Here is a 25,127-nt window from a genome sequence, read left to right as displayed (position 1 = left end):
CGGCCCGCCCGACAGCACCACCACGGCCGACAGCACCACCACGGCCGATGACGGTCAGCGGGCGCCCGCGCCAGCCCGGCCCCGGCGCCGGAGGCCCCCGCACGCCACCCCTCGCGGGCGGCACCACCACCCCGCCGGCGCCTGCTCCGGCGCCTTCGTGGACAACCCGCCTCGGTCCCGGGCCCATGGCCCGTCCACCGGGCGGGGCCGGGCCCGCTGCGACCGGAGGCCACGACACGGGCGCTACCTCGGGCACCGGCAACCAGGACCAACTGCGGGAGCGGATGCGGAAGGACGAAGCACTGCGCGCCATGCGGGAACGGTGGCGGATCCAGGACGGTGAGGACGAGTGAGCCAACCCGGGCGCCGTCTGAAGCGAGCGAAGCAGTGGGGCTGTGTGATCGCACTGCTGATGTCCGCCGCCGTGTGCTGCGCCGTACCCGTCTCCAACGCGATCAGCGCCTACACGGCACTGAAGACAGAGGCGAGCAACGACAGCGGAATCGCCGAGGACGGCAGCGCCGCCGACATCCCAGCACGCATGCTCACCGCCTACAACAAGGCCGTCCAGCACGTCGGCCAATACGTGCCAAAGTGCCAAGGCATACGCTGGCCCATCCTCGCCGGGATCGCCAAAGCCGAATCCAACCACGCCATCGGCCACAACATCACCGACACGTGAGATGACGTCCACGTACGAAAGCGCCTACCACGTCAGAGGCACGACCGGCGCTACCCCCACGCCTCGGTCACGGTACGAGGGCGTCGAGATCGATATCCAGGGGGAAGGGCAGGGACACCTTCAGCCGGCCTCGATGGATGCCTGTGGGCACATAGGTACTCGTCATAGCGTCGAGTTCGTAGGTGTGGACAGTGGGGGCGCCCCCCTCGTCCTCGATACGCCAGAAGTGGGCGATCTTGGCCTGGCCATACTTGAAGGGTTTCAGAGACCGGTCACGGTCCGCCGACTCCTCCGAGACGACCTCGACGACCAGAGCGACATCCTCGGGCGCGTACCAGGTGCGGTCAGGATCATATGCGGCGGTAGAGACAAGGATGTCGGGCTCGGGCCGGCTCTTCCTGTCCAGGCGGACCGTCATCTCCCGCTCCGCCTCGAAGCCCGCGGGAGCTGCCTGCCGCAAGCCGAACGTGAGACTCTCCACGAGCCGGGAATGCCAGGACCGCTGCGGCGACATCATGAAGATCAATGCTCCGTCAATGAGTTCGGTGTGCCGCGGCGCCTGCGGAAGATGGTCAAGGTCCTCCGCCTCCCAGCCACTGGGCCTGGGCGGGATCATCCAGTCAGGAAGTCCGGCGGTCACGACTGCCTCCAGGCGCCTTCAAAGGTGGTCAAGGGGCCTTGCTCCCGGAGCACGGACACAGGCCACACGATCAGTGACAGCGTAGTTGATGAAGCCAGCCGCCCGCAGCGTCCCCGTCCGCCTGGGGGACGTGACGAACAGCCGCCTTTCCTGCCAGCGACATACTTCCACCGGCAGCAGGGGCTTACGTCGTCGTGGCCCGGTACAACGACCACACCTCCTCGGCGGTCGCATACTGGCCGCTGTCCACCGCTGGCTTCGTATGTAAAGTCGGACTCACTTACAAAGCCAGTGCGGGCGGCGTGGCCGAGGCGGGCACCACCAGGCCGCTGGGGTACTCGCTCCAGCAGGGCACGAGCGCCGTCGTGGTGGAACCCCGCAGCACCGGGTGTCCTGACGAAGGATCTGCCAGATAGCCGGCGCTCAACGCGGCAGGCTCGGCTTCCGCGAGCATCCGGATCAACGATTCGATCTTCTGGGCGAGCCGGTCTGCGGCTTCCATCGGCTCTCAGGCCGTGCATGTGCCACGGGCCGAAGACTTGCGACGGCCGGCCTCGGGGGTATTTCGGTTCCAGGATCGATCCTGCGGACCGAGCGGACCAAGCGATTACTGATCTCTTCGGGTTGGTGTCGGGTGGTGATCCCTGCGGTAGGCCGGGGGTATGCGGTACGCGCAAGGCGGCGGATTGACCGCCGAGCGGCGGCGGTTTCGTGAGCGGATTCGGTACGAGGCCGGCGAGCGGTTTGCCCGCGGTGAGCGGACCGCGGTGATCGCGAGGGATCTGCGGGTGAGTGAGCGGTCGGTGGAATGCTGGCGGCGTGCCTGGCGGGAGGGCGGGATGGAGGCCCTTGCCACCGCTGGGCCGCCGAAACTGCCCAGGCTGTCCGACGGCCAGTTCGCCGAGTTGGAGAAGGAGTTGGCCTTCGGTCCCGCCGGGCATGGCTGGGAGGACCGGCGGTGGACCCTGGCACGGATCAGACCCCTGATCGCCCTCAAGTTCCGTATCGGCTGCTCGACGGCGGCCGTGTGGCGGCTGCTGCACCGCCACGGCTGGTCCTGGCAGTCTCCCGCTCGCCGGGCACTGGAACAGGACGAGCATACGGTCGCCCTGTGGAAGAAGGATGTGTGGCCGCAGTCGGAATGACCGCGGCGGCGCCGGCCGCCTCTGTGGTCTTCGAGAACGAGGCCGGGTTCCCGATGACACCGCCACGGGCCCGCACCTGGGGCCGGCATGGCCACGCGCCCGTGTCCGGGTGCGCGGCCGCTCCTGGCGCCGCTGGTCTCTCGCCGCAATGTACTGCTACAAGGAGGGCGAGACGTCGCGGCTGATCTACCGGCCGCGCCGCCACCGCAAGCACAAGGGCACAGGACGCGACAGCTTCTCCTGGCGTGACTACCGCGCCCTGGTCGTCCGCGCCCACATCCAGCTCAAGGCCCCCATCGTCTTGATCCGGGACAATCTCAACGTCCACCGGGCCGCCGGGATGCGGGATTACGCAGTCTCGCAAGACTGGCTGACCATCGTGCAACTTTCCTCCTACGCACCGGACTTGAATCCGGTGGAGGGCATCTGGTCACTGTTACGGCGCGGCCCGCCGGCCAACACCGCCTTCACCGACGACGAGCACCTCGAACGCACCCTCCGCCGAGGCCTACGCCATATCCAACTCCGGCCCGACCTCATCGACGGCTGTCTCGCCGGCACCGGCCTCACCCTCACCCAGCACCCGACAACAACCCGACGAGCTCAGTAGTTGGCCACAAAGGCGCCCTGAAGCCCGAGGCCCCTCCAGTGGGGCGGGGCCTGGATCGTAAATTGTGCCCATGATCGAGGAGACGTCGCCCGCGCGGTTAGAGCGGTCCGCAAGACGGAGGCACGCTGCCCCAAAGAAGGCGCGAGGCGGGGGCGGACTGTTGCGTTCGTCTGCGCTGATGGCGGCGGGAACGGTGGTCTCGCGTGCCACCGGACTGATACGGCAGGTGCTGCAGGCCGCCGCGCTGGGCACCGGGCTATTGGCCACCACCTACAACCAGGCCAACACGGTGCCGACCAGTCTGTACTTCCTGCTGATCGGCGGCGCACTGAACTCTGTCCTAGTCCCCCAACTCATACGGGCCCGCGCAGAGGACACCGACGGCGGCGCCGCCTTTGAACAACGCCTGGTCACCCTGGTGCTGTGCGTCCTCGGCGCGGGGACCGCGCTGGCCACGTGGGCGGCCCCTGAGATCATCAGCGTCTACCAGCGTGATACACCCGCCACGCACGACGCGTTCGAGCTGACGGTGACCTTCGCCCGCTTCCTGCTCCCGCAGATCTTCTTCTACGGCGTGTTCAGCATCTTCGGCCAAGTCCTCAATGCCCGGAACCGGTTCGGCGCGATGATGTGGACCCCGGTCCTCAACAACCTCGTCCTGATCTCCATGTTCGGCCTCTACCTCGGCCTGATGACCGCCCCCGAACAGGTCTCGGACGTTACCCACGGCCAGGTCAGACTGCTCGGGATCGGGACCACACTCGCTCTCGCCCTCCAGGCACTCGCCTTGATCCCCTACGCTCGCGCGGCCGGCTTCCGGTTCCGGCCGCGCTTCGACTGGCGCGGCACCGGCCTGCGCAAGAGCGTGAACGCGGCCCGCTGGACCCTATTGTTCGTGCTGGCCAACCTCGTGGCGAGCACAGTGGTCACCCGCCTGGCTTCCTCCGCCGACGCCGCTCTGCCTCACGACGGCGTCGGCTACACCGCCTACAGCTACGCCCAGCAGATCTGGATGCTGCCCCAATCGATCGTCACCGTCTCCCTCGTGACAGCCCTGCTCCCGCGCATGAGCCGGGCAGTGACGGAGCAGCGCGTCGACGACCTGCGCGCCGACCTGTCCCGAGCGCTGCGGATCAGCGGCGTCATCATCGTCCCCGCCGCCTTCTTCTTCCTCGCCTTCGGCCCGCAGATCGCCCAGCTGTTGTTCGCCCACGGCGCCGCCGACACGGCAGCCACCGTCCCCCTGGGCCATATGCTGCAAGCCTTCGGCCTGGGCCTGATCCCGTTCTCCGCCCAGTACCTCCTGCTGCGCGGCTTCTACGCCTTCGAGGACACCCGCACGCCGTTCCGGATGGCGGTGTGGATCAGCGGCATCAACATCACTCTCGCCACGGCCTGCCACCTCCTGCTGCCACCGCGCTGGGCGGTCATGGGGATGGCCGCCGCCTACGCCCTGTCCTACGCGATCGGCCTGCTGCTGACCGCCTTGCGCCTGCGGCAGCGCACAGAGGGGCTCCTCGACGGCCGGCGGATCTGCCGCACCTACACCAAACTCACTGCAGCCGCCGCCGTCGCCGGGGCTGCTGGGTGGCTCACTGCCCGCTCCTGCAGCCAGACCCTGACTTCAGTTTCTTTGGCACCCGCGCTCTCGCTCGCCGCGGGCAGCATCGCGATGGTCCTGCTGTTCCTGCTCCTTGCGCGACTCCTGCGGATCGCTGAGCTGCGCAGCCTGCCAGGGCTGGGGTGACCTGACAGCCACCGTCGAGGCCGCAGTGTCCAACTGCCTCTGAGTAAGTAGCTGTTGTCGTTCCGATCTTGAGGTGTGTGCGTCGAACGGGAGTCTCGATCGGGTGATCGAAGCTGGCTACGGGAATGAGTACAGGGCCTCCTGGTAGCTCGGGGTTGCGAAGCCAACCGAGACCCAGGAGACCCTGTTGCGGCAGTTGTACGCGCTCGTGCCGGTGGAGTTCAACTCGGCTGCACCGGCGTGTGATTGTGTCGCTCACCGGTTCGGGAATGCGGCCGACCACCCGGAACGTGTTCGGCGGTATCCCTCGGACATGACGGACGCGGAGTGGGCCGCCATCCGGCCGCTGCTGCCGGTGCCGGCCTGGCTGCGGGGCCGGGGTGGTCAGCCGGAGGCGTACTGCCACCGGGCGATGCTGGACGCGGTCCGCTACCTGGTCGACAACGGGATCAAGTGGCGGGCGATGCCGGCCGATTTCCCGCCGTGGGACCGGGTCTACGCGTTCTTCCGCCGCTGGCGCGACCACGCCCTGGTCAGGGAGTTCCACGACCGGCTGCGCGCCAGGGTCCGCGAGGAGTCGGGGCGGGACGCGGAGCCGACAGCTGGGGTGATCAACTCGCAGTCCGTCAAAGCGGACGCCGTCGTCGGAGCGGACAGCCGCGGCTTCGACGGCGGCAAACTGGTCAACGGCCGCAAGCGGCACGTCGTGGTCGACACGCTCGGTCTGCTGCTGGGCGTGGTGGTCACCGCCGCGGACACCGGTGATCGCGCCGCCGCCCGGGTCCTGCTGCGACAAGTGGCCGACGCACACCATCGTCTCGCCCTGGTCTGGGCCGACGCCGGCTACACCGGCAGCCTCATCGATCACTGCCTGAACGCGCTTGCGCTGGTCGTCTCGATCGTCAGGCGCAGCGACGGCCAGAAGGGGTTCGTGGTGCTGCCCAAGCGGTGGATCGTCGAGCGGTTCTTCGCCCACCTGATGCAAAGCCGCCGCCTGGCGCGCGACTTCGAGCGCCGCACCACCAGCGCCGAGGCGATGGTCTACTGGTCGATGACGCTCCTCATGAGTCGCCGCCTGACCGCGAAGCGACGGCATCGACAAGGGTGAACTGGCCCGGCTGCCGCTCGGTGAGCCAGCCGCGCGCGACCAGGCGTTTCGCCTTCGACCGCAATGCCTCCACCTTGGCCGGCACCACGTCCATGCCGAACACCACGGCCATCTCCTGGCAGGTCAGCGGCCCTTGATGCAGGCGATGCCGATCCGCGAGAGCCTGCAGAATGCGCTGGTAGTCGACCGACAACACCGACCAGGCCAGTCCCTCACGCCACACTGGAACCTGCGTTTTCGGCTTCGCCGCATCCCGCAGTTCCCGAGCGGCCTCCACACCGGCGTCACCGTTCTCCGCGACCAGCACCGCACCGACCCGTGAGCGGGCGATGGCCCATTCTTTCCATTCCTGCTCGGCCACGCTCAACTCGGCCTGGATACGGTCGGCTTCCTCCCGCAACTCCTCGACCCGGCGCCGAGCGGAGAGTTCGTGCTGTTCCAGCAGCCCCACGACCGACGGCATCCGCAACCTCCGCAGGAGCGACGACACGACAGCCCACCACTCCCACAAGGCCGCCGACCCTATGCCCCACCAGCGGAAACGCAGCCCCCAAGCCCGGAAAGACAACAGCTACTCAGTATGGCGGCACACCAACTCGTCTGTGCTAACGAAGTGTTGCCACCTCGGGCGCCAACACAGGCCCGGCGCTGCAACTGCGAATGGCAACGCTTCCGAGGGCCTTCGGCACTCCCTGCCCGGCCAGGATCGGTAACGATCGGGACCGGGGTACAGGCCCCGGTCCCGATGGAGAGGGAACACGGATGACCACATCAGAGGAAAGCAAGCGACCGCGCACCGCCCGGGCTCAGTTCTGGCTTCGGCTCGCCCAGCAGGCGGCACTCGGTGCCGCTGGTGCCGCCGGATCCGGGGGCGTTGGTCTGCTGTTGTTTTGGCTGAGTCGCCATTACTGAGCTCATCGGGTTGTTGTCGGGTGGTGGGTGAGGGTGAGTCTGGTGCCGGCGAGACAACCGTCGATGAGGTCGGGCCGGAGCTGGATATGGCGCAGGGTGCGTTCGAGGTGCTCGTCGTCGGTGAAGGCGGTGTTGGCCAGCGGGCCGCGCCGTAACAGTGACCAGATGCCCTCCACCGGATTCAAGTCCGGTGCATAGGAGGGAAGTTGCACGATGGTCAGCCAGTCTTGCGAGACTGCGTAATCCCGCATCCCGGCGGCCCGGTGGACGTTGAGATTGTCCCAGATCAAGACGATGGGGGCCTTGAGCTGGATGTGGGCGCGGACGACCAGGGCGCGGTAGTCACGCCAGGAGAAGCTGTCACGTCCTGTGCCCTTGTGCTTGCGGTGGCGGCGCGGCCGGTAGATCAGCCGCGACGCCTCACCCGGCCGGTAGCAGCACATTGCGGCGATCGACCAGCGGCGCCAGGAGCGGCCGCGCACCCGGACCACCGGCGTGTGGCCACGCCGGCCCCACCCTCCGAGGAGCAAGCGTGATCGCGAGGCGTCAGCAAGAAGTTCGCGGGGCGTGAGGGCGGTACGGTCCACGTTCTGCCCGAAGCCGACCTGACCATCGACGACAACGAGTTCCTGACCGTGCTCGGCCCCAGCGGCTGCGGCAAGACAGGACTGGAACGAGGGAGAGATCCTCGTGGACGGCACCCCCGTCCGCGCCCCCGGACCGGAACGGGCCATGGCCGTCCAGGACTGCGTCCTTCTGCCCCGCGCCTATACCTGGACCGCCGCCAACTACCTCTTCCTCGCGGAGGCACACGCACGCCGAGGCAGCCGCTGACCAGCTGGCTACCGCACGCCCGGCAGTGGAATCTGGCACTGGGGAATCCGCTGCTACGCCTCCACCGACCTCTACAACTGGGAGGACCGGGGCCTGATCATCCCGCCCGAGCCGAACGACCCGCACTCTCCCCTTCACCCGGCCCAGCAGGTCGACCGCCCGCACATCATCTTCAACGCCGCGACCAAGCAGTACGTGTGCTGGATCAAGATCATGGGTGAGGGGAACACACAGGAGAGCACTGTCCTCGTCGCCGACGACTTCCTCGGCCCCTATCGCGTCGTCCGTACCGGCTTGCGCCCTTTCGGGATGAACGCGGGCGACTTCGACCTTGACCGATGACTACACCGACGTCACCGGCTACTACTCGACCCACTTCCCCCAGCCCCACCCGCCGTACGTCCGTGAGGCACCGGCCTACTTCACGCGCAACGGACTGCACTACCTGATCACTTCGGGCACCACCGGCTACGCCCCCAATCCGTCGGAGGTAGCCGTCGCGCGGACCTACCACGGTCCGTGGACCGTACTGGGTGATCCGCACCCTGGCGACGCCTCCCGGACGTCGCACCGCTCCCAGATCAGCTCGGTGTTCAAGCACCCGCACAAGAAGAACCTCTACATCGCCCTGGCCGACAGATGGCTGCCACACCTGGCGCCCGAACTGGCCCAGCCGATCCGGCAAGAGATGCGCAGGCGCTACGCCGACCCGACGGAGGATGCCTCCGACACCCCAATCGCCCTTCCCGAGGAACTGATCAACCCCGACACGTCGATCGCGGACTACGTCTGGCTCCCCCTCCGCTTCGAAGGAGAGATGGCCTTCGTGGACTGGCACGACGAATGGCGGATCGAGGACTACGACTGACTTACACGCGGCTGTCGCGGACCCATCGCTCCTCGTTCAGCCGCACCGCGGCGCCGGACTCAGTGCGCGGCAGCCGGGTCCGGTCCGCCCGCCGGCACCGTAACGGCCGAGGCGACCAATTCCCTCACGAGGTCGGCGGGCACCGGATTACCCGGCGCCTGGAAGAACCAACGCGCGCGCTCCTCGGCGCTGCTCAGTCCTGGGGGCCGCTCTCCCAAGTAGGGCTGGACGTGAATCGGCGTGTTGGGCCCGATGCACCAACTGTCGGCGAGGGTGCCGATGTCGACCGCGTCGTAGCCGATCGCGTCCAGGAACCTGACCACCTCGGCCTTGGCCGCGGCCTCGTCGCCGGCGACGGCCAAGGCGCTGCGGTCGGCGGCCCCGGCCGGCCGGGCCGAGATGAGCAAACGGTGGAAGTCAACGTTGCTGAACGTCTTGACCACCCGCGAGCCGGCCAGGTGTCGCTGTACGAGCGCGCTTGAGGTCAGGGTTCCTGCGTCCAGCTCTTCGATGTGGCCGTCGCGGTGGGGGTAGTAGACCATCGTGTCGATCACTGTCTTGCCGGTCAGGGCGGTCGCGGGGAGCCGGTCGTGTGCTGCCAGTGGGACGGTCACCACCACGAGGTCGCCTGCCTCGGCGGCGTCCTCCGGGGTGGCGGCCCGGGCGTTCGTGCCCAGCTCGGCAACCAGGTCAGCCAGGGTCTCGGGACCTCGGGAGTTGCTCAGGACGACGTTCAGTCCGGCGGCGACGGCGAGGCGGGCCACCGAGCTGCCGATGCTTCCGCTGCCGATGAGGCCAAGGGTCTTGGTCACGGGTCGATCTCCTTGCTGGGTGTGTGAGATGGCAGGACGAGGCGGTCAGCGGCCGGCGGTGAGTACCGCGGTGCGCCGGGACCAGGAGCCTTCGACGGCGGCGTCCAGTAGGAAGGCGGCGACGTCGGCCCGGGAGATCCTGGGCAGGCCGGGCAGACGATCGAGCGCGGTCAGGTCGACGGCGTGGCTGTTACCTGTGGCGGCCTTGGTGGTCAGAGGCGTCGGGTAGGCGAGCGCCCAGGAGACGGTGAGGATCTGCCAACTCCGGCGGTGTCGGCGAAGGCCCCTTGTCGAGGCCACCACGGCTCCATGGTGGCCAGCCGCGCGGTGGTGTGCTCCCAGTCGGACATCTCGGCAAGGCGGTACGGCTCGCGAAGCCCGGCCAGGCCCGCCCGGTGCGAGACGAGGTGACGTACGAGGACGGACGACTTGCCGGCCGCGGCGAACTCCGGCCAGTACGTGGCCACGGGAGCGTCCAGTCGAGCTGTCCCCGGTCTCCCAGCAGATGCGCGCACAGCGCCGTCGGCCCCTTCGTCGTCGACCACACGTTGACCACGGTGCCCCGCTCCCAGGGCCGAATGCGCGCGGCATCCGCAACATACGGACCGCTCAGGCCGTCATCCAGGCAGAAAACTCTACCCCCCAAGAAACTGCCAAGTGATGGCAAACTAACGGTCATGACCAGCAACGCGCTTCTCGGCGAGCTGGGCGAACTCCCCTGTGCCCTGCGCCGCGTCCTCCATCGCAACTGACGACAACGGCCGGAGGCACACCGGCGATGCCGACGACGCGGGTTCCGCCGCCAGGTACGCCGACGAACCAGGCCATCGACCTTCCGCCGATCGGAAAGCGTACGCATGTCAACCGAACTCACCGAGTCAGCTGTTCCTCCCCCCACCGAGCACCCCTCCGCGCCGTCCCGGCGCACGTTCATTGCGACGACCACCGCGGTCGGTGGTGCCGTGGTGGCGGGCGGCCTGATGACAGGTCCGGCCGCCCTTGCCGCCGAGACCGGAGCCGCCGAGGCGCCGCCGAGCAATCGTGTCTCGCTGACGGTGAACGGGAAGCGCCACGCCATCACGGTCGACAATCGGACCTCGCTGCTGGATCTCCTGCGCGAACACCTGGACTTGCCCGGATCGAAGAAGGGCTGCAACGCCGGTGCCTGCGGCGCCTGCACGGTCCTCGTCGACGGGCGCCGGGTCAACTCCTGCCTGACGCTGGCAGTGCGCCTGGAGGGCGCCGAGGTCACCACCATCGAGGGCCTGGCCGACGGCGACGAACTTCACCCGCTGCAACAGGCGTTCATCGAGCAGGACGCGTTCCAGTGCGGCTACTGCACGCCGGGTCAGGTCCTGTCCGGCGTCGGCTGCATCGAGGAAGGCCACACCGGATCAGCGGACGAGATCCGGGAGTGGATGAGCGGCAACATCTGCCGCTGCGGCTGCTACGTGAAGATCGTGCGCGCGGTCGAGCAGACCGCCCACGGGAAATGAGACCAGCCTCCCATGTATCCCTTCGCCTTCACCAAGGTCTCCGACACCGCTGAAGCACTCAACGCCGGTCGGCGCGGCGGGCGTTACATCGCCGGCGGCACCACCCTGGTCGATCTGATGCGTGAGACGGTCGAACGTCCCGGGACGCTGGTCGACATCAGCGCGCTGCCGCTGCGCGAGGTCACCGTCACCGAGCGCGGGGGCCTGCGCATCGGCGCGTTGGTGCGGATGGCGGAGGCCGCCGCGCACACCAAGGTCCGCACCACCTACCCGGTCATCTCCGAGGCGCTGGAGCTGAGTGCCTCGGCGCAGTTGCGGAACATGGCCACCATCGGCGGGAACATCATGCAGCGCACCCGCTGCACCTACTTCCGCGACGTGACCGCCGCCTGCAACAAGCGCGAGCCCGGCTCGGGCTGCGCCGCGCGGGACGGCTTCAACCGCACCCACGCGATCCTCGGCACCTCAGAGTCCTGCGTGGCCACCCACCCGTCCGATGTCGCCGTGGCCTTCGCCGCGCTGGAGGCGACCGTCCGCCTGGCGGGCCCGGACGGCTCACGCGGCATCCCCTTTGCCGACTTCCTGCTCCGGCCCGGCAGCACTCCGGACCGTGAACAGGCGCTCCACCAGGGCGAGTTGATTACCGCGGTGGAGATTCCAGCCCTTCCGCGCCCGCTGAAGTCCGGCTATCTGAAGGTACGTGACCGGCAGTCGTACGAGTTCGCGCTGACCTCTGCGGCGGTCGCGCTGCACGTGCGCGGCGGGGTGATCCGCGAGGCGAAGGTGGCCGCCGGTGGTGTGGGCACTGTGCCCTGGAAGCTGCCCGCCGTCGAGAAACACCTCATCGGCGAGCGGCCCTCGCAGGCGCTATGGGCCGAAGCAGCGAAGCATGCGGCGGACGGGGCCCACCCGTTGGAGCACAACCGCTTCAAGGTCGAACTCCTGAAACGCACAGTCGAGCGCCAACTGCGCATCGTAGGAGGTGCCAAGTGAGCCCGCAGCCGCAGGCCGCCGTCGGTGCGCCACTGTCCAGGGTGGACGGCCGGCTGAAGGTGACGGGGAGGGCGACGTACGCCGCCGAACACGACATCGAGGGAGTCGTCCACGCCGTCATCGTCGACAGCACCATAGGCCGTGGGCGCATCACCGGCATCGACACCCGCGCGGCCCTCGCTCAGCGCGGCGTCATCAAGGTCATCAGCCACCTCAACGCACCCAAGCTGGCCTACCGCGGCAACCCGGAGTCGATTGATCCGCCAGGGAGGCAACTCGAGGTCTTCCAGGACGACAAGGTCCTCTTCCGCGGCCAGCCGGTCGCCGTCGTGGTGGCCACCACCCTGGAGGTCGCGCAGCACGCCGCGAGCCTGGTGAAGGTCCGCTACGACGCCGAGAAGCCGTCGACCGACATGGCCTCCGCTGCGACCGGCGAACCTGTGAACTATGCGCGGGGCGACGCGGACAAGGCGTTCGCAGCCGCCGCCGTCCGGCTGGACGTCACCTACCGGCAGCCTCGCGCCCACCACAACGCGATGGAACCGCACGCCACCATCGCCCGCTGGGACGGCGACAAACTCACCCTCTGGGACAAGACCCAGTGGCCCGTCGGTACACAGAAGGACGTCGCCGCCCAGTTCGGCATCCCGAAGGACTCGGTGCGCGTCATCGCGCCGTTCCTCGGCGGCGGGTTCGGCAGTGCCATTCGCGCCTGGCCTCACATCGCCACCGCGGCGATCGCCGCCCGTGAGACGGGCCGCCCGGTCAAGCTCGTGCTGTCCCGCAAGCAGATGTATTTCGGGACGGGCTACCGGCCCGCCTACGAGTACCGGGTGCGCCTGGGCAGCGACCGGCGCGGACGGGTGAGCGCCATAGTGCAGAACCTGAAGGCGGAGACCTCGACCTACGAGAACTTCACCGAGGGCGTCCTGCACGCCGGGCAGATGGTCTACAACGCGCCCCATGTCCGCCAGGACTACCGGACGGTGCCGCTGGACGTGAACACACCGGCGTGGATGCGCGGTCCCGGCTTCGCCACCGCCGCTTTCGCCATCGAGTCGGCCATCGACGAACTCGCCCACAAGCTGGGCATCGACCCCATCGAGCTGCGCCTGCGCAACGAACCGGAGGAGGACCCGTCCAACGGGCTGCCGTTCTCCACCCGGCGGCTGCGCGAGTGCCTGGCCACCGGCGCCCGCGAGTTCGGGTGGAGCCGGCGCAACCCCAAACCGCGCTCCACCCGCGACGGCGACTGGCTGCTCGGCACCGGCATGGCCGCCGGCATCATGGACGTCCCCCGCGGCTTCACCACCCAGGCCCGGGTCAGGCTGGATGCCGACGGCACCGCCCTGGTCGAGGCCGCGACCAGCGACATGGGGCCGGGCACCTACACCTCCCAGTCCCAGGTCGCCGCAGATGCCCTGGGCCTGACGATGCGCCATGTCACCTTCCGGCTCGGTGACTCCACCATGCCGCCGGCCCCACCCCACGGCGGCTCGATGACCATGGCCATGGTCGGCTCCGCCGTCCAGGACGGCTGCGACACACTGCGGAAGCAGGCAATCAAGCTCGCCGTCGAGGACGAGCGCTCACCTCTGTACGGCGTCGACGCCCGCAACGTCGTGGTCCGCGCCGGGCGGCTGCACATGCCGGACAATCCGGCACGCGGCGAGACCTACCGGCAGCTCCTGACCCGCAACGGCCGCACCCACCTCGAAGTCCTCGGGTCCTACACCGCAGGCGAGGCCCGGTCCTCCATGTACAGCTACAGCGTGACGTTCGCCGAGGTCGCCGTCGACGCCCGCCTGGGCCTGGTGCGGGTGCGGCGGATGCTCGGCGTCTACGACGCCGGCCGCATCATCAGCCCCAAGCTCGCCGACAGCCAGGCTCTGGGCGGTCAGGTCGGCGGCATTGGCGCGGCACTGCTGGAGCACACGGTCACCGACCACCGCGACGGCCGGATCGTCAACGCCGATCTCGCCAACTACATGGTCCCGGTCAACGCCGATGTCCCCGACCTGCGGGCGATCTTCCTCGACGGTGGCGAGGACCTGGAGGCAGCCACCATCGGCGTCAAGGGCCTTGGCGAGGTTGTGCACGTCGGCGTGGCACCCGCCATAGCCAACGCGGTCTTCCACGCCACCGGCCGCCGCGTCCGCGAACTGCCCATCACCGTGGAAGCCCTGCTCTGAGCCGCCCGGGTGCTCGCCCGCCCCGAGCCCCGGCGCTCACCCGACCGTCCGACGGCTGACCATGCCCTGCCGCCGGACCGACAGGGCCGCCGCCGTGTCACTCTTCCCCCGGACGACACGGCGGCGGCCCACCAAAGCCGTCACCCCCACCACGTCCCACGTCGTCTCACCCGGAGACCCACCCATGCTGAACATCGCGGACACGCTGCGCGACTGGTGCATCGAGGCCCGTCCCTTCGCCCTCGCCACCGTCATTCGGGTCAGCGGCAGTGCACCCCTGCCACCGGGCACCGCGCTCGCCGTCAACGCCGACGGCACCGCGGTCGGCAGCATCTCCGGCGGTTGCGTGGAAGGAGCCGTCTACGAACTGTGCCGGCAAGTGCTGGCTGACGGTGGCACCCCCGCCCAGGTCCGGTTCGGCTATTCCGACGACGACGCCTTCGCCGTCGGCCTGACCTGCGGCGGCGAGATCGACGTCCTCGTACAGCTCGTGGATCCCGCCAACGAGCCCCACCTCACCGAAGCCCTCGAAGCCGTCACCCAGGGCCTGCCCACCGCGCTCGCCCAGATCATCGACGGCCCAGAGGAACTCCTCGGCCGGACCCTCACCCTCATCGGCGACGGCAGCGCGTACGAGGGAACCCTGGGCAGCACGCGAGAGGACCGGGCTGTGGCGGCGCAGGCCCGCGCGCTGCTGCGGGCGGGGCGAACCGCCCGCACCGAGGTCGGCGGGGACCTCGACACCTGCCCCGAGAAACTGTCCGTCCTCGTCCACACCCACGCGCCCCGCCCCCGCTTGCTCATCTTCGGCGCCGTCGACTTCGCGGGTGCGCTGAGCGAGGTCGGACGCTTCCTCGGCTACCACGTCACTGTCTGCGACGCCCGTCCGGTCTTCGCGACGCCAGCCCGGTTCCCGCACGCCGACGAGGTGGTCGTCGACTGGCCGCACCGCTATCTGGAGCGCACGGAAGTGGATTCCCGCACCGCGGTCTGTGTGCTCACCCACGACGCCAAGTTCGACATCCCCCTGCTCCGTCTCGCCCTCGACCTCCCCGTCGGCTACGTCGGTGCCATGGGCTCCCGCCGCACCCACGACCACCGTCTGAAGGCGCTACGGGAAGCCGGTGTGTCCGAGGGTCGGCTCGCGCACCTGCATTCCCCGATCGGGCTTGACCTCGGTGCCCACACCCCCGAGGAAACAGCCATCTCCATCACAGCCGAGATCATCGCCCACATCCGCGGCGGCACCGGCCTGCCCCTGACCCGCGGCGACGGCCCTATTCACCGGGTCGTCCCTGACGCGCATTCATCGGCCATGCGAACGGCTGCGTGACGAGCGACCTGCCTGCGGCACGGCACAGGAAAGCGGCACGGCACAGGAAATGCATACCGCACGAGAAGGTGGTCAGCCGGCAGCGTCAGCTCTCGGCTGCCGGCCGGCGGTCCAGCTGGCGAGGAACCGCAGGCCCTCCTGAGAGGGACTGCCGGGCTCCGCGGTCCAGGTGACGAGATGCTGGTCGGGATCGGTGGGGCAGACGAGAGTCTGCCAGTCGAGGGTGAGGTCGCCCACGACGGGATGGTGCAACGCCTTCGTCCCCATGGAGTGGTGGGCCACGTGGTGGGCGGCCCACCACTCCCGGAACTGAGGATCCTTTTCGGACAGCTCCGTGACTAGTGCAGTCATGCTGGGATCGTCCGGGTTAACCGCTGCTTCCATCCTCAAAAATGCCACGGCAGTACGTGCGACGGTTTCCCAGTCCACGTACAATTCCCTCATAGCGGGATCAGTGAAGACCAGCCGCACAGAATTTCTCTGCTCTTCCGGAATCTGAGAGAAATCTGTGAACAAGGCGGCTGCAAGGTGATTCCAGGCGAGAATGTCCATGCAGTGGCCGAGGACGAAAGCGGGGGTGTCGGTGAGATTTTCGAGGAGCCGCCGCGTCTGCGGTCGGACCGTCTGCGCCGGGTGCCGATGTGGCCGCCGCGCGTTTTCCTTCCCTGCCAGTTCGAACATGTAGTCGCACTGGTCGTCGTCCAAACGCAACACCCGGGCAAGGACACTCAGGACCGGACTTGAGGCTTCGATGCGACCCTGCTCCAGGCGGGTGTAGTACACCGTGCTGATCGCAGCCAGCTGCGCCACCTCCTCCCGGCGCAGGCCCGGAACCCGCCGCATGGCCCCGCTCTCGGGCAGACCCATGGCACGCGGGCTCAGCTCGGCGCGCCGGGCCTTGAGGAATCCACCCAGCTCACTGAGGTGTGCGTCCCTGCTCATGCCGGACACGCTACTGCGGAAGCCTCTCCGGCACAGCTCAGCTGGGGGGTAGAGATCTGTACCCGGAACATGCATTCCCGGTAAAAGGCAGATCGTCCACTCCATCTCCACAATCAGTGCTCAGTTTGCTCACAGCGATAAACCGGGAACCTCCTTTGTCCAGCTCTGCCAGGGCGCCAACGGTTCCCTGGGCTCCTTCTGAGGGAAGGGGCCCACCCAGGTCGACCCGGTGCCGGTAGAGCAGATCGACGTGGCCCGTGCGGCGCCGATGGAGAGAGGCCTCAAGCGCCGCCCGGACGGTCGCCAGGCTGCTGTCGCGACATGCCTTCGTGCTCCCGCGTGCGAGACGAAACCGAATTTCGTCGCGACCACGCCCCGGTCACGCCGGTCCGTGAGAGCCCGCCCGGCCAACTCCTCATTGAGGCTGGCCCATAGACCTACGCTGAGGGCCAATACGGGAGACCTCCAGATTCCCCAGCACAACGTACTTCATGAATTACCTTTCGTTCTTCTGAGGTATGAACCTACGCATTCCCCTGTGACCTGCATGCGGGTCGCGATGAGATTTCCGAGACCACCAATCACGTATGACCATTCGTCCTCACGCATCTGGACCTTCCGCATTCCCGCAGTAGGCGGCGGGCATACGGCAGGAAATCTATCTCGTACCCTCTGAGCCGATGCTGATTCATGTGAAATCGACTACAGTTTGTGCACCGACCAGCCGATGCGGAAAATCACAGCCGCTCAATCGAGATGCGCAGCCGCGCTCGCGACGGTCAGGCGTTCCTCCTCCAGCAACTCGTTGGGGGCAGAGTTTTATACCCGGAACGATTCCTCCCATGGTCGCGTAGGGGAATCCATGGCACGGTCGTAACCGTGCCATCGACAGATCGGGCAGACGGTCGACGAATGAGCGTGCTCGACGCAAACACGTCGGAAAACTGGACGAGACGACCCGGCGCCGGTTTCCCGTCGGCGCGCCCCGACTGCCGCGCCCAGCGGTCCACGCAACGCGGCGGCCCATGCCGTTGATGTGACGTCCCGCCGTCTGCCCCTATGCCGTACGTCAAGAGGAATGGACCAACCCGCATGGCAGCGAAATTGACCGGCACCGTCGCCCTCGTCACCGGCGCGAGCAGCGGTATCGGCGAGGCCACCGCCCTCCAACTCGCCGAGAACGGTGCCTTCGTGGCCCTCGTGGCCCGCCGGAAGGACCGTCTGGACGTCCTCGCCGCCAAGATCGAGAAGGCCGGCGGCACCGCCCTCGTGGTGGAGGCCGACATCACCGACCGCACACAGGCCGAGGCCGCCGTCGAGCAGGCCGTCGAGCACTTCGGCCGGCTGGACACTCTGGTCAACAACGCCGGGCTGATGCTGCTGGGCCCCGTCGTCGGCGCGGATGTCGAGGAGTGGGAGCGCATGATCGCCGTCAATGTCCAGGGCCTGCTCCACACCACCCGCGCCGCCCTGCCGCACCTGCTGAAGGCCGCTGAGGACGGTCCGCGCCGGGTCGCCGACATCGTCAACATCAGCTCCGTCGCCGGCCGCGTCGCCACGGAGGGCTTCGGCGTCTACAACCTCACCAAGTTCGGCGTGAACGGCTTCACCGAGTCCCTGCGCCAGGAGGTCACCCAGCGGCACGTCCGGGTGAGTGTCCTAGAGCCGGGCGCAGTCGACACCGAGCTCGGTTCGCACAACAACGAGACCATTCACGCGGAGATTCTCGAGCCGTTCAACGAGCAGCACGAGCGATTGGACCCGGCTGACATCGCCGACGGCATCACCTACATCGTGACCCGGCCGCGGCACGCCTCGATCGCCGAGCTATGGATCATGCCCACCGACCAGGCCTGACGGCCGCCACGACAAGGAATCCTGATGAAGCACGTATCGCTGGGCGGGCTCGATGTCTCCCGCATCGGCCTGGGAGCCATGACCATGGCCGGCACCTACACCACGGGCGGCGGGCTCGACGACGCCGAGTCGATCCGCACCATCCACCGGGCGCTGGACCTCGGGGTCACCCACATCGACACCGCCGAGATCTACGGCCCCTTCCACAGCGAGGAACTCGTGGGCGAGGCCATCAAGGGCCGCCGCGACGACGTCGTCGTGGCGACGAAGTTCGGGCTCGTCTCCCATGCCGGTGGCGGCCCCGGCGTCGTCGACAGCAGCCCCGGGAACGTGAAGGCCGCGGTCGAGGGCTCGCTCCTGCGGCTCGGCACCGACCACATCGACCTCTACTACCAGCACCGCGTCGACCCCAACACGCCCATCGAGGAGACCGTCGGCGCGCTGGCCGAGCTGGTCGCCGAGGGCAAGGTGCGCCACATCGGCCTCTCGGAAGCCGGTCCCGAGACGATCCGCCGGGCACACACCGTGCATCCGGTGGCCGCGCTGCAGACCGAGTACTCGCTGTGGACCCGCGACGTCGAGGCCGAGATCCTCCCGCTGCTGCGGGAGTTGGGCATCGGATTCGTTCCCTACTCCCCGCTCGGGCATGGCCTGCTGACCGGGCAGATCCGCACCGTCGACGACTTCGCCGACGACGACTGGCGCAAGACCAACCCCCGTTTCACCGGCGAGAACTTCCAGCGCAACCTGCGCATCGTCGACGAAGTGCAGGCCATCGGCGCCGAGATCGGTGCCACCCCGGCCCAGACCGCACTGGCGTGGCTGCTGACCCGGGGCGACGACATCGCCCCCATCCCCGGCACCCGGCGGGTCGCACGCGTCGAGGAGAACACCGCCGCCGACGCCATCGAACTCAGCGCCGCGCAACTCGACCGCCTCAACAACCTCACACCGGCCGCGGGCGAGCGCCACGACGAGGTCAACATGGCCAGCATCGACCGCTGACGGCCGGCACCGCACGTCCACAACTCCGAGAGAAGAACGATCATGAGCTCCTGGAGCCAGGCAGAGCTCCGTTCGATCGCTGAGAACCCGGATCTCTTCGTTTCCCCGTTCCGCGAGGACGGCATCACCTACGGCACCCCGACCCAGACCTGGGCACTCGTCGTCGACGGCGACGTTTACGTGCGTGCCGCCAACGGACAGCAGTCGAAGTGGTATCAGGCGGCCGTCAGTCAGAAGGCCGGCCGCGTACGAGTCGACGGCAAGTTCTACGAGGTCACCTTCGAACCCGCCGACAGCGACGTCGACACCGCAGTCGACGCCGCCTACGACGAGAAGTACCCGGGCAGCCCAGCCGTGCCGATCATGCGGGGCGACGGACCGAAGTCGGCGACAGTCCGCATCTCGCCCCGCTGAACAGCGTCCCTGTCTACCCGCACCCATGGTGACGCCCATGACGACAAGGCAACGGGCGTCACCGTGCCCCGCCAAGTCCGTGGTGGGCCCCCCGCAGCCCATGGATCTCAACTTCACCTCCGGCCACCCTGGAGTTGCTCAGCGGGCGCTTGACCTCGCTCAGCATCGAGTTCGCAGGCACCGGTACTCAGTACGGAGCCGTCGGAGACTTCCCGAGTGGGCGGTCGGCGGTGCCAGCGACCGGCTTGCCACGGCGGGCGGCATCACCGTCGAAGCCGATTCCTGACGACCCACCAACCACTTGCTAGGAGAGAGGCGCACGTATGCCTTCCGCAGCCGGGACCGCCCCCGGCAAGCTGCCCTTCGTCGTCTGGGTGCTTGCCGCCTGCACGCTCCTGATGGGGACCACCGAGTTCGTCATCGCCGGCCTGCTGCCGGAGATGGCCGGTGACCTCGGCGTCAGCGTCTCTCACGCCGGCCTGCTGATCACCGCTTTCGCGATCGGCATGATCGTCGGCGGGCCGACCATGGCCATGGCTACCTTGCGCCTGCCCCGGCGCCGGACGCTGGTCCTGTCCCTGGCCGTCTTCGCCTTCGGTCACGTTGTCGCCGCGCTCAGCAGCTCCTTCACGATCCTCCTCATGGCCCGCGTCGTCACGGCTTTGGCCACGGGGGCGTTCTGGGCGATCGGATTCGTCATCGCCACCGCTGCCGCGGGCCCCGGCAACTCCACCAGGGCTGTCGGCGTGATGATAGGCGGCCTGACGCTTGCCAACGTCGTGGGTGTACCGATCGGCTCCTTCGTCGGCCAGTTCACCGGCTGGCGCGGCCCCTTCTGGGCCCTCGCCGTCCTCTCGGCCCTGGCCGCCGCGTTCGTCGGCCGCTTCATCCCCAGCGTCGAGCAGCGCGCCGAGGTTTCGGTGCGGGCCGAGCTCCGTGCTCTACGGCAGGGCCGGCTGTGGCTGGCACTCACCGCCGCCGTGCTGCTCATGGGTGGTGTCCTGGCGACCTACACCTACATCACCCCGCTACTGACCGACCGCGCCGGCATTGCGGAAGGGGCCGTGCCGTTGGTCCTGATCGCCTTCGGCGTCGGCGCGCTGGGCGGCACCGCCATCGGCGGACGCATGGGCGATCGCCGCCCGATGGCCACGACCATCACCGCCGCCGCGGCCACCACCCTGACACTGTTCCTGCTGATCCCGCTGTCGAACCGCCCCATCGCGGCCATCGTCTTGGTGTTCCTCATGGCCCTGACCGGGTTCACCCTCCCCCCGGTCATCACTTCTCTCGCGGTCCGCTTCGCGGGCGACGCCCCCACCCTCACCTCGGCGCTGACGACCTCCGCCTACAACACGGGTATCGCCGCAGGGTCGGCCATCGCCGGCCTGGCCATGGACTCCTCGCTGGGCCTGACCGGACCGGCCCTGGTCGGCACAGTCTCCGCTGCCTTGTCTCTGTTGCCGCTCATCGCTCTCGCTCTCAGCGGCGCACCCCGCCAGGCGCGGATCGTGACCCAGCACACGAGCTCCACCCACGTGCAAGAGGACGACGCCACTCCGGCACCGTCGCAGCACTGACCGGCTCGCCCATCCTGCACAGTTCTCGTTGGGAGACCGCATGAATCCCACCGTCGTCCAGTAAACCGACCCAACGCACCAGGAGAGTTGAGAGAGGCATCGTGGAATTCATCAAGCAACAGCCCAGCAGCAAGGCCCCGGCGGACTGGTTCACCGGCGACGTCTGGTGGGACGTCATCGTCGCCGGGCAGGAACCGTCTCGGATGCGCGCCAACCTGGTCCGCTTCTCCCCAGGCGCTCGCACCAACTGGCACTCCCACGTCCTGGGCCAGACCCTGCATGTCACCTCGGGCATTGCCCTGATCGGCACTCGGGACGGCACCATCCTGGAAGCCCACCCGGGCGAAACCGTCACCTGCCCGGCCAACGAGGATCACTGGCACGGCGCCGCACCGGACCGGTTCATGGAACACATCGCCATGTGGGAAGGCATGGGCGACGGGACGGCCGAGACCGCCTGGGCCGAGCCGGTCACCGACGAGCAGTACAACGGACCCCGCACCCGCAACCAGTAGCCGCGGCGCGAGAACTGGAGCAGGCGTTGTAGTCGATCCGGACGAATCGCGCGGCTTCCCGCTGGCAACCAACGGCCTTGCTGACGAGGCAACTTGGCGGTGTGCGTTCGGAGTGGGCTGCGGTGACATGGCCGATGGCTGGCTGTTCAGCGATGACGGACAGGCGCACGACCATCGGCCTGGGCAGCGCACCCGACCAGGCACCGGGTGGGCTCGGTCAGTGGGGGCTCGGCCCGGAGGAAGCTGCCGCGGCCGGAGTGGCACCGGGGTGCAGTCGCGCCGGATGGTGAACAGCGGTGCCGGCCCGGACTCGGCGTCGTCCACGTGGGCCCTCCGCCGCGGGAGACGACCTCAGCAACGGCCAACTGGGCCAAGGGGGCGTTCTTGTCGCCGTCACCGGGTGCCGGACACCGTCCTGTCCGGGCAAGGCGGTCAGGCGGCCGTATCGGGTGCGGGCTGCTGCTGGTCCGTGGCCCAGGAGGCGAGAATGCGCAGCGCGTCGTGGGAAGGTGTGCCCGGTTCGGCGGTCAGCACGACGATTTGCTGCTCGGCGTCGATGCTGGCGGTGAGGGTGTCCCAGTCGAGGGTGAGCTCGCCGGCCACAGGGTGGTGGAAAGTCTTGGTGCCCATGGTGCGGGCGGCGACGTGGTGGTTGCCCCACCAACGGCGGAAGTGCGGGTCCTGCACTGACAGCTCTCCGACGAGGGCGGCCAGCCGGGGGTCGTCGGGATACTTGGCAGCCTGCATCCGCAGCTGGGCGACGGTGGTGTGAGCGACCTCCTCCCAGTCCGCGTACAGGGACTTCATCACGGGATCGGTGAAAAGAATCCGGGTGTGATTTCTTTTCTTCTCCGGGATTTCCGCGTAATCGGTCATCAGGGCGGCGGCCAGGGAATTCCAGGCAAGGATGTCCGTACGGCGGCCCAAAACGATTGCCGGTGTGTCGATCAGGTTGTCCAGGAGCCGCTGCAGCGTCGGCTGTACCTTCTGCACGGCACGGCGGCGAGGCCGGCCCTGGTCCTTTCCGGCGAGTTCGAAGAGGTAGTCCCGTTGGTCGTCGTCCAGACGGAGTACCTGCGACAGAGCGGACAGCACCGGCCCCGATGCCTGGATGCGGCCCTGCTCAAGCCGGGTGTAGTACTCGGTGCTGATGGCGGCGAGCTGAGCGACTTCCTCACGGCGCAGGCCCTTGACCCGCCTCATGGCGCCCGTCTCGGGCAGGCCCACTGCGCGGGGGCTCAGTTCGGCCCGGCGGGTTTTGAGGAACTCGCCCAGCTCGTTGAGATGCGCGTTGCGAGTCATGCCAGCCAGTGTGGCACCGAATGGACCTACATTGGGGGGTAGGGATTTATACCTGGAACATTTCATCCGGGTACGGAATCCTTCTCTGTGGCGATGCGCATGGAGGTGCGAAACTCAACGAAATCACCGGGATAAACCGCCGGGGCATCGGCAGCCCCGTACTACGCAGCGGATCGGCCGAGCCGATCCGCTCGACCTGGTTGGCAACGCCACGCGTCGCATCACTGCACCACACCAGTGCCGGATCACGACGCCTGAAAGGAACCCCCATGAGCAAGGTCATCTTCGTCACCGGTGCCGGACGCGGTCTGGGCACGGACATCGCCCGCGAGGCCCTCGCCGCGGGCCATCAGGTCGTCGCCACCGGCCGGCGCCCCGAGGAGGTCGAGAAGACCCTGGGCGGGCCGCAGGACAACCTGCTGGTCACCAGGCTCGACGTCACCAGCCTGGAGGACGCCGAGGCTGCCGCGCAGGCAGCCGTCGACCGCTTCGGCCGCATCGACGTCCTGATCAACAACGCAGGCAACTTCTTCGCCGGCTACTTCGAGGAGATCTCGCCCGCGCAGATGCGCCGGCAGTTCGACACCAACCTCTTCGGCCCGATGAACGTCACCCGTGCCGTCCTGCCGATCCTGCGCAAGCAGCGCGCCGGGCACATCATCACCCTCTCCTCCCTCGCTGGCATCATCGGCCAGGAGTTCTGCGTCGCCTACGCCGCCTCCAAGTTCGGCGTCGAAGGCTGGATGGAGTCCCTGCGCTACGACGTCGAGCCGTACAACATCCACACCACCGTCGTGGAGCCCGGCTTCTTCCGTACCGAACTCCTCGTGGACGCTTCCACCACCTGGCCCGAGCCGACCATCGACGACTACGCCGAACGCACCACCGCCACCATCACCGCCTGGAAGAGCATCAACGGCCAGCAGCCCGGCGACCCCGCCAAGCTCGCCCGCGTCCTGCTCACCATCGCCGGCCAGGACAAGCCCCTGCACCGCTTCGTCGCCGGCGCGGACGCCATCGAGGCCGTCGAAGCCAAGGCGAAGGAACTCCTCGCCCAGGCCGAAGCCTCCCGCGAACTCGGCGACAGCCTCGCCTACGACAACACCCACGCCTGAACGCCGTTGAAGCCCAGCCAGGAGCCCACGGGCCGAGGCCTCATCTATTGAAGTGACCCACCTGGTGAACGCGCCGTTGCCCGCGGCGTGGGGCCGAAAGGAGGAAACTCCATGGCACCGAAACTGACTGGCTCCGTCGCTCTCGTCACGGGCGCGAGCAGCGGTATTGGCGCCGCCACCGCCCGTGAGCTCGTCGGGTGCGGCGCCTCGGTCGCGCTCGTGGCCCGCCGCAGGGACCGTCTGGACGCACTTGCTGCCGAGCTTCAAAAAGCAGGTGGCACCGCGCTCGTGGTGGAGGGGGACATCACTGATCGCACCCAGGCCGAAGCGGCCGTACAGCAGACGGTCGCTCGCTTCGGCCGGTTGGACATCCTGGTGAACAACGCCGGCCTGATGCTGCTGGGCCCGGTCGTCGGCGCGGATGCCGAAGAGTGGGAGCGGATGCTTGCCATCAATGTCCAGGGCCTGCTCTACCCGACGCGCGTCGCCCTCCCGCACCTGCTCAAGGCCGCTGAGGAGGGCCCGCGCCGGGTCGCCGACATCGTCAACATCAGCTCGCTGATGGGCCGCGTGGCGCGGAACGGCCGCGGCGTCTACAACCTCACCAAGTTCGGTGTGAACGGCTTCACCGAGTCCTTGCGTCAGGAAGTCACCCAGCGGCACGTCCGAGTCGGTGTCCTGGAGCCGGGCGGCGTCCATACCGAGCTGGGCTCACACAACCGACCCGAGATCCAGGCCTCGATCATCAACCCCTTTTACGAAACGACCGAGGTTCTCGCCCCTACCGATATCGCCGACGGCGTCGCCTACATGGTCACTCGCCCTCGACACGCCTCTATCGGCGAGTTGTGGATCATGCCCACCGACCAAGTTTGACGCCGTCCAGCCTGATGTCGAGCCCGTCTGCTCCGATCCGTATTCACCGCGCAGAGCGGGTGCCGGTCGCGGCGCCTGAAAGGAACTCCCCCATGAGCAAGGTCATCTTCGTCACCGGTGCCGGACGCGGTCTTGGCACGGACATCGCC

At 68.2% G+C, this 25,127-nt stretch carries 25 protein-coding genes and 3 pseudogenes; 19 read left to right on the top strand and 9 right to left on the bottom strand.

The annotated features are described in order from the left end of the window. Window positions 1-185 precede the first annotated feature (185 nt). Window positions 186-353, top strand: coding sequence for a hypothetical protein (locus ACFXC1_RS47225; RefSeq protein ID WP_381255474.1), 168 nt, complete (start codon window positions 186-188; stop codon window positions 351-353). Between the two features lie 44 nt (window positions 354-397). After that, window positions 398-682 (top strand): hypothetical protein, encoded by a 285-nt coding sequence (locus ACFXC1_RS47220; RefSeq protein WP_381255472.1) that lies wholly within the window; start codon window positions 398-400, stop codon window positions 680-682. Between the two features lie 67 nt (window positions 683-749). Here ACFXC1_RS47220 and ACFXC1_RS47215 read toward each other — a convergent pair whose 3' ends face one another. Further along, on the bottom strand, window positions 750-1,322 hold the full coding sequence (locus ACFXC1_RS47215) for a Uma2 family endonuclease (RefSeq protein ID WP_381255469.1): 573 nt from the start codon (window positions 1,320-1,322) through the stop codon (window positions 750-752). A gap of 280 nt (window positions 1,323-1,602) precedes the next feature. Then, a complete protein-coding gene (locus ACFXC1_RS47210) occupies window positions 1,603-1,824 on the bottom strand; it encodes a hypothetical protein (protein ID WP_381255466.1) in 222 nt (73 codons plus the stop codon). Between the two features lie 160 nt (window positions 1,825-1,984). On the opposite strand from ACFXC1_RS47210, the pseudogene ACFXC1_RS51265 reads away from it, so the two are divergent. The 3 genes and pseudogenes from ACFXC1_RS51265 (at window position 1,985) to ACFXC1_RS47190 (ending at window position 5,932) form a co-directional block, all read left to right on the top strand. Then, a pseudogene (locus ACFXC1_RS51265) lies at window positions 1,985-3,077 on the top strand (IS630 family transposase). A 178-nt stretch (window positions 3,078-3,255) separates the two neighbouring features. Then, entirely contained in the window at window positions 3,256-4,824 is a 1,569-nt protein-coding gene (murJ, locus tag ACFXC1_RS47195) for a murein biosynthesis integral membrane protein MurJ (protein WP_381255460.1), read from the top strand. Between the two features lie 313 nt (window positions 4,825-5,137). Beyond that, window positions 5,138-5,932, top strand: coding sequence for an IS5 family transposase (locus tag ACFXC1_RS47190; protein ID WP_381255457.1), 795 nt, complete (start codon window positions 5,138-5,140; stop codon window positions 5,930-5,932). On the opposite strand, the gene ACFXC1_RS47185 is transcribed toward ACFXC1_RS47190, so the two are convergent. Then, the gene (locus ACFXC1_RS47185; protein ID WP_381255613.1) at window positions 5,886-6,395 is read right to left on the bottom strand and encodes a hypothetical protein; all 510 of its coding nucleotides are present in this window, start codon (window positions 6,393-6,395) and stop codon (window positions 5,886-5,888) included. The two genes, ACFXC1_RS47190 and ACFXC1_RS47185, sit on opposite strands and share 47 nt — an antisense overlap. Before the next feature lie 451 nt (window positions 6,396-6,846). Continuing rightward, a pseudogene (locus tag ACFXC1_RS47180) lies at window positions 6,847-7,359 on the bottom strand (transposase); the annotation flags it as partial. Window positions 7,360-7,534: 175 nt separating this feature from the next. Here ACFXC1_RS47180 and ACFXC1_RS47175 point away from each other — a divergent pair. The 3 genes from ACFXC1_RS47175 to ACFXC1_RS47165 all read left to right on the top strand — a co-directional run bounded on the left by ACFXC1_RS47175 (window position 7,535) and on the right by ACFXC1_RS47165 (window position 8,546). Next, window positions 7,535-7,678, top strand: coding sequence for a hypothetical protein (locus ACFXC1_RS47175; RefSeq protein WP_381255455.1), 144 nt, complete (start codon window positions 7,535-7,537; stop codon window positions 7,676-7,678). A 213-nt stretch (window positions 7,679-7,891) separates the two neighbouring features. Next, complete coding sequence (locus ACFXC1_RS47170) at window positions 7,892-8,020, top strand: hypothetical protein (protein ID WP_381255453.1); 129 nt, start codon at window positions 7,892-7,894, stop codon at window positions 8,018-8,020. Further along, a complete protein-coding gene (locus ACFXC1_RS47165) occupies window positions 8,010-8,546 on the top strand; it encodes a glycoside hydrolase family protein (RefSeq protein WP_381255451.1) in 537 nt (178 codons plus the stop codon). The genes ACFXC1_RS47170 and ACFXC1_RS47165 overlap by 11 nt, the downstream gene beginning before the upstream one ends. Before the next feature lie 59 nt (window positions 8,547-8,605). Here the strand turns inward: ACFXC1_RS47165 and ACFXC1_RS47160 are convergent, their stop codons facing one another. The 3 genes and pseudogenes from ACFXC1_RS47160 to ACFXC1_RS47150 all read right to left on the bottom strand — a co-directional run. Continuing rightward, window positions 8,606-9,388: an NADPH-dependent F420 reductase gene (locus ACFXC1_RS47160; RefSeq protein WP_381255608.1), complete on the bottom strand. Its 783-nt coding sequence runs from the start codon at window positions 9,386-9,388 to the stop codon at window positions 8,606-8,608. Between the two features lie 15 nt (window positions 9,389-9,403). Beyond that, window positions 9,404-9,658: an NAD(P)-dependent oxidoreductase gene (locus ACFXC1_RS47155; protein WP_381255620.1), complete on the bottom strand. Its 255-nt coding sequence runs from the start codon at window positions 9,656-9,658 to the stop codon at window positions 9,404-9,406. Continuing rightward, window positions 9,655-9,953: pseudogene (locus tag ACFXC1_RS47150) on the bottom strand (serine hydrolase domain-containing protein); the annotation flags it as partial. The gene ACFXC1_RS47155 and the pseudogene ACFXC1_RS47150, both read right to left, overlap by 4 nt. A gap of 262 nt (window positions 9,954-10,215) precedes the next feature. On the opposite strand from ACFXC1_RS47150, the gene ACFXC1_RS47145 reads away from it, so the two are divergent. The 4 genes from ACFXC1_RS47145 to ACFXC1_RS47130 all read left to right on the top strand — a co-directional run bounded on the left by ACFXC1_RS47145 (window position 10,216) and on the right by ACFXC1_RS47130 (window position 15,372). Then, on the top strand, window positions 10,216-10,854 hold the full coding sequence (locus ACFXC1_RS47145) for a (2Fe-2S)-binding protein (RefSeq protein ID WP_381255448.1): 639 nt from the start codon (window positions 10,216-10,218) through the stop codon (window positions 10,852-10,854). A 12-nt stretch (window positions 10,855-10,866) separates the two neighbouring features. After that, window positions 10,867-11,847, top strand: coding sequence for an FAD binding domain-containing protein (locus ACFXC1_RS47140; RefSeq protein WP_381255446.1), 981 nt, complete (start codon window positions 10,867-10,869; stop codon window positions 11,845-11,847). Next, entirely contained in the window at window positions 11,844-14,039 is a 2,196-nt protein-coding gene (locus ACFXC1_RS47135; protein WP_381255443.1) for a xanthine dehydrogenase family protein molybdopterin-binding subunit, read from the top strand. The genes ACFXC1_RS47140 and ACFXC1_RS47135 overlap by 4 nt, the downstream gene beginning before the upstream one ends. A gap of 184 nt (window positions 14,040-14,223) precedes the next feature. Next, entirely contained in the window at window positions 14,224-15,372 is a 1,149-nt protein-coding gene (locus ACFXC1_RS47130; protein WP_381255441.1) for an XdhC family protein, read from the top strand. Between the two features lie 72 nt (window positions 15,373-15,444). On the opposite strand, the gene ACFXC1_RS47125 is transcribed toward ACFXC1_RS47130, so the two are convergent. Next, window positions 15,445-16,314 carry a helix-turn-helix domain-containing protein gene (locus ACFXC1_RS47125; protein WP_381255438.1) on the bottom strand — a complete coding sequence of 290 codons (870 nt, stop codon included), beginning with the start codon at window positions 16,312-16,314 and terminating at the stop codon, window positions 15,445-15,447. Window positions 16,315-17,406: 1,092 nt separating this feature from the next. On the opposite strand from ACFXC1_RS47125, the gene ACFXC1_RS47120 reads away from it, so the two are divergent. The 5 genes from ACFXC1_RS47120 (at window position 17,407) to ACFXC1_RS47100 (ending at window position 21,685) form a co-directional block, all read left to right on the top strand. After that, window positions 17,407-18,171: an SDR family NAD(P)-dependent oxidoreductase gene (locus ACFXC1_RS47120; RefSeq protein ID WP_381255434.1), complete on the top strand. Its 765-nt coding sequence runs from the start codon at window positions 17,407-17,409 to the stop codon at window positions 18,169-18,171. 24 nt (window positions 18,172-18,195) lie between these two features. Then, window positions 18,196-19,176 (top strand): aldo/keto reductase, encoded by a 981-nt coding sequence (locus ACFXC1_RS47115; RefSeq protein WP_381255431.1) that lies wholly within the window; start codon window positions 18,196-18,198, stop codon window positions 19,174-19,176. Window positions 19,177-19,218: 42 nt separating this feature from the next. Next, on the top strand, window positions 19,219-19,590 hold the full coding sequence (locus ACFXC1_RS47110; RefSeq protein WP_381255428.1) for a DUF2255 family protein: 372 nt from the start codon (window positions 19,219-19,221) through the stop codon (window positions 19,588-19,590). A 323-nt stretch (window positions 19,591-19,913) separates the two neighbouring features. Continuing rightward, on the top strand, window positions 19,914-21,170 hold the full coding sequence (locus ACFXC1_RS47105; RefSeq protein ID WP_381255425.1) for an MFS transporter: 1,257 nt from the start codon (window positions 19,914-19,916) through the stop codon (window positions 21,168-21,170). Window positions 21,171-21,271: 101 nt separating this feature from the next. Further along, on the top strand, window positions 21,272-21,685 hold the full coding sequence (locus tag ACFXC1_RS47100; protein ID WP_381255422.1) for a (R)-mandelonitrile lyase: 414 nt from the start codon (window positions 21,272-21,274) through the stop codon (window positions 21,683-21,685). Window positions 21,686-22,117: 432 nt separating this feature from the next. Here the strand turns inward: ACFXC1_RS47100 and ACFXC1_RS47095 are convergent, their stop codons facing one another. Further along, on the bottom strand, window positions 22,118-22,987 hold the full coding sequence (locus ACFXC1_RS47095; protein WP_381255420.1) for a helix-turn-helix domain-containing protein: 870 nt from the start codon (window positions 22,985-22,987) through the stop codon (window positions 22,118-22,120). Between the two features lie 269 nt (window positions 22,988-23,256). Here ACFXC1_RS47095 and ACFXC1_RS47090 point away from each other — a divergent pair, with 269 nt between their 5' ends. After that, complete coding sequence (locus ACFXC1_RS47090; RefSeq protein WP_381255417.1) at window positions 23,257-24,102, top strand: SDR family oxidoreductase; 846 nt, start codon at window positions 23,257-23,259, stop codon at window positions 24,100-24,102. Window positions 24,103-24,213: 111 nt separating this feature from the next. Beyond that, window positions 24,214-24,978 carry an SDR family NAD(P)-dependent oxidoreductase gene (locus tag ACFXC1_RS47085; RefSeq protein WP_381255414.1) on the top strand — a complete coding sequence of 255 codons (765 nt, stop codon included), beginning with the start codon at window positions 24,214-24,216 and terminating at the stop codon, window positions 24,976-24,978. The last annotated feature ends 149 nt before the right edge of the window (window positions 24,979-25,127 follow it).

The sequence above is a fragment of the Streptomyces hokutonensis genome (assembly GCF_042751305.1).
GTDB classification, from domain to species: domain Bacteria; phylum Actinomycetota; class Actinomycetes; order Streptomycetales; family Streptomycetaceae; genus Streptomyces; species Streptomyces hokutonensis_A.
The sequence above is the reverse complement of the archived record's forward strand: the minus strand, read 5'-3'. Positions and strand labels throughout refer to the sequence as shown.

Bases quoted from the DNA above. Each gene is read 5' to 3' on its own strand.
- ACFXC1_RS47225 (WP_381255474.1), top strand. From the start codon at position 186: ATGGCCCGTCCACCGGGCGGGGCCGGGCCCGCTGCGACCGGAGGCCAC.
- ACFXC1_RS47210 (WP_381255466.1), bottom strand. From the start codon at position 1,824: ATGGAAGCCGCAGACCGGCTCGCCCAGAAGATCGAATCGTTGATCCGG.
- murJ (WP_381255460.1), top strand. From the start codon at position 3,256: ATGGCGGCGGGAACGGTGGTCTCGCGTGCCACCGGACTGATACGGCAG.
- ACFXC1_RS47190 (WP_381255457.1), top strand. From the start codon at position 5,138: ATGACGGACGCGGAGTGGGCCGCCATCCGGCCGCTGCTGCCGGTGCCG.
- ACFXC1_RS47185 (WP_381255613.1), bottom strand. From the start codon at position 6,395: ATGCCGTCGGTCGTGGGGCTGCTGGAACAGCACGAACTCTCCGCTCGG.
- ACFXC1_RS47170 (WP_381255453.1), top strand. From the start codon at position 7,892: ATGGGTGAGGGGAACACACAGGAGAGCACTGTCCTCGTCGCCGACGAC.
- ACFXC1_RS47145 (WP_381255448.1), top strand. From the start codon at position 10,216: ATGTCAACCGAACTCACCGAGTCAGCTGTTCCTCCCCCCACCGAGCAC.
- ACFXC1_RS47140 (WP_381255446.1), top strand. From the start codon at position 10,867: ATGTATCCCTTCGCCTTCACCAAGGTCTCCGACACCGCTGAAGCACTC.
- ACFXC1_RS47130 (WP_381255441.1), top strand. From the start codon at position 14,224: ATGCTGAACATCGCGGACACGCTGCGCGACTGGTGCATCGAGGCCCGT.
- ACFXC1_RS47125 (WP_381255438.1), bottom strand. From the start codon at position 16,314: ATGAGCAGGGACGCACACCTCAGTGAGCTGGGTGGATTCCTCAAGGCC.
- ACFXC1_RS47120 (WP_381255434.1), top strand. From the start codon at position 17,407: ATGGCAGCGAAATTGACCGGCACCGTCGCCCTCGTCACCGGCGCGAGC.
- ACFXC1_RS47115 (WP_381255431.1), top strand. From the start codon at position 18,196: ATGAAGCACGTATCGCTGGGCGGGCTCGATGTCTCCCGCATCGGCCTG.
- ACFXC1_RS47110 (WP_381255428.1), top strand. From the start codon at position 19,219: ATGAGCTCCTGGAGCCAGGCAGAGCTCCGTTCGATCGCTGAGAACCCG.
- ACFXC1_RS47105 (WP_381255425.1), top strand. From the start codon at position 19,914: ATGCCTTCCGCAGCCGGGACCGCCCCCGGCAAGCTGCCCTTCGTCGTC.
- ACFXC1_RS47095 (WP_381255420.1), bottom strand. From the start codon at position 22,987: ATGACTCGCAACGCGCATCTCAACGAGCTGGGCGAGTTCCTCAAAACC.
- ACFXC1_RS47090 (WP_381255417.1), top strand. From the start codon at position 23,257: ATGAGCAAGGTCATCTTCGTCACCGGTGCCGGACGCGGTCTGGGCACG.
- ACFXC1_RS47085 (WP_381255414.1), top strand. From the start codon at position 24,214: ATGGCACCGAAACTGACTGGCTCCGTCGCTCTCGTCACGGGCGCGAGC.